This window comes from Alkalibacterium indicireducens, from assembly GCF_039522005.1.
Classification (GTDB): Bacteria; Bacillota; Bacilli; order Lactobacillales; family Carnobacteriaceae_A; genus Alkalibacterium; species Alkalibacterium indicireducens.
Map to the genome: position 1 here is coordinate 1 of NZ_BAAADA010000177.1, position 6053 is coordinate 6053.

At 33.6% G+C, this 6053-nt stretch carries 5 protein-coding genes; all 5 read right to left on the reverse strand.

Translation table 11 applies throughout. From position 1 onward, the window contains the following. Window positions 1-227: 227 nt before the first annotated feature. Window positions 228-1688 (reverse strand): glycoside hydrolase family 32 protein, encoded by a 1461-nt coding sequence (locus ABFX15_RS09735; protein WP_346025227.1) that lies wholly within the window; start codon window positions 1686-1688, stop codon window positions 228-230. A 6-nt stretch (window positions 1689-1694) separates the two neighbouring features. Beyond that, on the reverse strand, window positions 1695-2537 hold the full coding sequence (locus tag ABFX15_RS09740; protein ID WP_346025228.1) for a carbohydrate ABC transporter permease: 843 nt from the start codon (window positions 2535-2537) through the stop codon (window positions 1695-1697). Further along, window positions 2527-3396, reverse strand: coding sequence for a carbohydrate ABC transporter permease (locus ABFX15_RS09745; protein WP_346025231.1), 870 nt, complete (start codon window positions 3394-3396; stop codon window positions 2527-2529). The genes ABFX15_RS09740 and ABFX15_RS09745 overlap by 11 nt, the downstream gene beginning before the upstream one ends. Window positions 3397-3513: 117 nt before the next feature. Then, the gene (locus ABFX15_RS09750; RefSeq protein WP_346025229.1) at window positions 3514-4839 is read right to left on the reverse strand and encodes an ABC transporter substrate-binding protein; all 1326 of its coding nucleotides are present in this window, start codon (window positions 4837-4839) and stop codon (window positions 3514-3516) included. 127 nt (window positions 4840-4966) lie between these two features. Further along, window positions 4967-5953 (reverse strand): LacI family DNA-binding transcriptional regulator, encoded by a 987-nt coding sequence (locus ABFX15_RS09755; RefSeq protein WP_346025230.1) that lies wholly within the window; start codon window positions 5951-5953, stop codon window positions 4967-4969. Window positions 5954-6053: the final 100 nt, after the last annotated feature.

A 6053-nucleotide genomic window follows, 5' to 3' on the forward strand; every position in this document is an offset into this window, starting at 1 on the left:
TGTTTTCCACATGTGAATTCCTCGAGCTTTTGGTATATAAAGTGTTGTTATAAATTTTGGGCAAATTCAAAGTTGTCAAGATGCATTTGTCAAATAAAAACTCCTGAGCGCGGTTCATCTTAGACCGGATTCAGGAGTTTCTGTTTATTTTTTTGACTGCAAAACCCAGTAGCCTTTAAATTAGCTTAATACACTTTCTACCACCTAATTAAAGGTTATTGTACATATCACTTGGAAATATCCCCAGTAACTATAGTATCTATTTTTAATGTGTCCGTTGAGCTTAATAGTACATTTGTAATGGGAGAATCCATATAATAAGTGCTCGTTATAGATGATTCACCATTGATAAATATCTCTATAGACGATTTATCAACAAAAAATTCTATATCAACAAAATCTCCTTTATAATTAGTTCTTTTTGTCTCACTCAATTTATCTTGTTTATAGTCTCTAATCTCGACATTTAAGCTTTCTCTTGAAAATACCACTGTATTATTTTCTATTATGGATTTTAATTGCTCATTTAGTTCATTCGAAAAGGTAATTTCAAAATTATTTATCACTTGATTAGAAATTTTAACTTTTAAGTACTCTACTGGGTTACCTATAATAAGTTCTTCTTCAAAATCAAAGTTTGATATTACCAGATCTTCTTTTATTTGATCTTTTATATTTTCCAGATAATTAAATTTAAGAGAAAGTCCTTCTTCTGCGATAGTTCTTGGAAGACTCATTTGACCTGCCCAAAGATGTTTATTATCATGCGTTGGTAATGTCCTATTCCAACCTTGCATCCAAGCAAAAGCTACATATTGTTCTCCAATCCTTACTGACTGAGGAGCATAGAAGTCTAGCCCTTTATCCATTTCATAAACCTTACTAACTTCAAACTTGTACTTATTCCAATCCATTTCTCCTTCAATTATCCAAGTTATGTGAGGATAAAAAACCTTTGTGACTTCATCAGTATAATCCATCGCACTCAACATAAAAACTTGTTTCTTCTCAAATAATAGTAAATCTGGACACTCTACCATAGAACCTAAATACTTATTATGTTCCAATACTACTGATACAAATTCCCAGTTAAATAAATCATTTGATTTATAGAGTAATACTTGGCCTTCATTATTCACAGTCTTCGATCCAATCACACAATAATAGGTACCATTTTTTTCTACTATTTTAGGATCTCTAAAATCTACTACAGAACTTCCTGAAGGTACATCTTCTTCACTAAGAACAGGATTATTTTCATACTTCACAAAATTTACACCATCTTCAGAAAAAGCGATATTTTGATTTTGCCTAGTTAGTGTTTCGTCTTCTTCGTTGGGCAAATGACCTGTATACATTAGATACAAAATCCCATCCTTTTCTATTGCGCTCCCAGAAAAACAGCCCCCTTTATCGTAGTTCTCATCAGGAGCTAAAGCTACCGGTAGATGCTCCCACTTCAATCCATCCTTACTCTTAGCATGTCCCCAATGCATAGGACCCCACTGCGAATCATAAGGATAGTATTGATAGAATAAATGATAGTATTCTTGATAGAAAGAAACTCCATTAGGATCGTTCATCCAACCTACTGTTGGAGCAAAATGAAATGTTGGATAATATTGCTTATTCACCTCGTTCTTTTTTTCTTTTACAATTTGATTTGCGTTATTTAAAGAATAATTCATATTTTATTATTTCACTCCTGTTCCAGAACTGCTAAGTCCTTGTACTAAGTATTTTTGGAAAAAGACATATATTAAAATCAAAGGAATAGTTGAAATAGTTAAGATAGCCATCACTTGGTTAATATACACTGGTTCAGTATTGTTGAGATTAGTTATAGCTACCTGTAAAGGATGTCTCTGAGAATTTGTCAGTACCATTAGTGGCCAAATATAGTCATTCCAGCTCATAATAAAAGACAAGGTCCCAACTGTAGCTATAGCTGGTTTAGACATGGGTAACATTATTCTCCAGTAAATTTGAAACTTAGAGGCTCCCTCTAGTGTTGCCGCTTCCTGCAATTCAGTTGATATTGCTCTAAAGAAAATAGTGAACATGTAAATATATAGCGGAGTAGAAATTAAAGGTAAAATTACAGCCAATGGAGTGTCTAACACCCCTAGACGTTGGGTAACTACAAATCTAGTAATTATTATTGTTTCACCTGGAATTACCAGCAAAGCTATCATTAATGCAAATATGATTTTTTTGAACTTAAAGTCAACTGTTGCAAACGCAAATCCCGCCAACGAATTCACTATTATTGAACCCAAAGTTACACTAATAGCATAGAATAAACTATTTGAAATATATCTAACAATATTAAAACGACTAAAGATTGCATCATATGGTGTAAACCATTCACTAACATGCCCCGCAGGAAGAAATGCTCGAATTGTTCCCATATCACGAAAAATTTCTGCTTCTGGCTTCATGGAAGATACTATCATCCACACTAATGGAAAGATAAATAAAATAGCCAGCATAATACTTAAAATATGAAATAGAATTGATTGCGTTTTATTGCTCATTTGTGTCCCCTCCTATGAACTTACGCTGAAGCAAGGTGAACATGATTATAACTCCACCATATACAACTGTTAATGCACTGGCAAAACCTACTTGTCTATCGGTAAAACCAGTTCTGTAAATATAGTACACAGGGGTCATCGTAGAGTTCAAAGGGCCCCCTTGTGTCATTACCATAGGCTGAATAATCAACTTAAATGCATCAATCAAAGTTGTTGTAAGAATCAATAGAGATGTTGGCTTAAGCATAGGTAATGTTACATTTAAAAATTGTTGCCACTTAGAAGCACCATCTATTCTAGCTGCTTCGTAAATTTCATTGGGTATATTCTGTAAACCGGCTAGAAAAATCAGCATTTGAAATCCCGCCCCTTGCCAAGCCGACACAACTATAATTGCATACATCGCTTGATCCGGGCTACTTAAAAATGGTTGAGGAGAAACACCCACCCTTACTAATATTCCATTTATTAATCCAGATGAGGGATTTAAAAGATACAGCCAAAGAACTGAAACAACAACTAGTGACATAACTACAGGTGAGAAGAAAGCTACTTTATAAAATAAAGTACTTCTACTTCTTCGATTTACTAATAGCGCTAAACCTAATGCAGTCCCAACTTGAATAGGCATAATGAAAATAACAAACTGAAAAATATTCATAATGCTTTGTCTCATTAAACGATCATTGAACATTCTTCTGAAATTCTCAAGACCAATAAATTCAGTTAATTGAGGAGTTAGCATATGATAATCAGTCAATGAATAGTATAAAGACATCATAGATGGTAAAAACATAAATAAACCAATAATAATTAAAGCCGGCAATAAGAAAGCATATCCAATAATATTTTCTTTCATCATATTTTTATTGAGTTTTCTAGTATTAGTATTTAATAAATCAGATTTAGTAACCATTCAACTTCCCCCTTGTCTAACATAGAACTAAAAGCTGAGCGAAGCCTAGCTTTTAACTGCTTATTCTAAATGTCCTTCTATCTCTTGCGCTTTTAAATCTAGTAACTCTGAAACATCTGGGTTTTGTTCATAATAAGATACTTCTGTCACAGTTTCTTGGAAGGTTCTGCTTACTTGAGGATAATTAATTAATACAGGTCTTGCTCGCCCGGTACGTGAATTTTGCTCAATTAAGACTTGCATTGGCTCATCTACCTCTTCAAGCATTCTATCAGCTACAGACTGTCTAGCAGGTAAAACTGAGTTCCCCATACTCATATTGTACAATTGCTCTTCGGAAGTTAGAAAATCAATTAAAGCAGCAGCACCTTCAGGGTTGTCAGTTGAAGTTGTCATGCCGTACGCCCAACTACCCGTGGGACTTACTAACTCTCCTGTTTCTGGAGAAACAGGATACGGCATGATACCGTACTCTATGTCTTGATATTCACTTTCAAGTTGCTGTATTGTCCATGAACCACTCAACAATAGAGCGTATTCTCCAGTATGGAAGCCAAAATCAACTGGTGTGATTGTAGAGTAGCCTTCGCTTACTAAACCTTGAATAAAGTCAAAAGCTGATGCAGTCTCTTCTGAATCGAAATATCCAACAGACTCAGTTCCAGATTCATTTGTAATTTCTCCACCAGCTGACCATACGAATGGTGAGAATGCATACATTAACCATTCTGATTGATCATCAAAACCAACATCAATAACAGGCCCATCAAAATATCCATGTAAAGTTTCTAACATATCATTAAATTCATTCCAATCCCACGGATTATCTACGGTCGGTAAGTTAGATGTATCAATTCCTGCTTCCTGTAACATATCTTCATTGTAGAAGACGCCTACACTTGATTCTGAAAACCCGATAGCATACAATTCATCTTCGAACGTACCTTGTTCAATTATACTAGGTAAAAAATCATCTACATTGGATAACATTCCATCAAGAGATTGTAGTATTCCAGAATTAGCATAAGCTGCTGTATTTGGCCCATCTAATGTAATAACATCTGGTAATGTGTCGGTAGTTAATGCAGCATTAATTACATCCTCGTAACCTCCACCAGCCCCACTTCTGGGAATGTATCTTACTGAAGCTGTCAATCCATCTTCGTTAGATTCATTAAACTCATTAATCGAATCGACCATTACTTGACCTTCAGCAGATTCTTCAGAAAATTGAACCCACATAGTTATTTCATTTGCATCTCCACTTTGACCATCTGGGGTTTCAGAGTCAAAAGAATCAGCATTCTCATTGTTTTCTCCATTTCCACATCCAAGCATAAAAAATCCCGTACCTAATAAAGAAAGTAACTTAAGCTTATTCAACATATTATTTCCTCCTATGTGAAACCGTTTTATTTAACAATTAAAGTATATGTCATCCGGTTTCATATGTCAACCGCTTGACATATTCTTTTTTAAATATTGCTAGTACACTCTACTGCACTAGCAATATTTAAGTTAGCCTAGTCGTATTTGAAGAAATTAACTCTACAGGATAAATAATTTGTTTTTCAACTTCTCTTCCATTTATTAAATTAATTAACGCTTCAACAGCGCCTTTAGCAAGAAGGTCTATGGGCTGTCTAATAGTACTTATTTCAGGATTTAAAAGCCTTATCATTTCTGTTCCATCGAAACCTATTACTTTTAATTTTTTCGGGATTTCAATACCTAAATCTTTTGCAGCATTAATAAAGAGTTTAGCCATCACATCGTCTCCTGCAAATACCCCGTCATACTTTTCCGTTAATAAAATTGACTTAATTATTTCAATCTTTTTATCAAAAGAATAGTTAAAAGGAATTTCAATTATATTGGACTTTAATCCATGCTCAGAGACTACTTTTCTGTATGCTTCAGATCGATCGTTTGCTGGGGTTAGTATATTTTTATCTCCAACAACACATAATATGCTTTTACAGCTATTATTGATTAATTCTTTTGTAGCCAATTCTCCACCCAGATAATTATCACTTTGAATTATTGGAATCTCCTGAGTAATTTCTCTTTCAATTGACACGATTTTATTTTCTAAGTTCTTGTATTCAGATATATCAATATTATGAGACCCCACTATTATGCCATCTACTCTTCTTTCTTTTAATAACTTTAAATACTTCTTCTCATTCTTTATATCATTTAAACTATTGCAGATAAATAAATTATAACCATTCTGAGCAAGCAACTTTTCAATATGGAAAGTTAATTCCCCGAAATAAGGATTTTTAGTAGTCGGAATAATCAACGCAATAAACTTGGTTTCATTTGTAAAAAAAGACCTTGCAATTTCATTCGGTGTATAATTTAACTCATCTACTGCTTTCATGACTTTATCTTTCATTTCATCACTAATGTATCCTCTATTGTTAAGTACTCTCGATACAGTAGTTACAGAAACTTCTGCTTTTTTAGCAACGTCTTTTATAGTGGTATTTTTCATACTTTTTCTCCCTTTTTTTCAGAAGTAATTACCAATTTTTTTGTTTTTTCGTGTTGTTTTAATGCAACTATCGTTGCTCTATCAATTAAAATACAAAAAG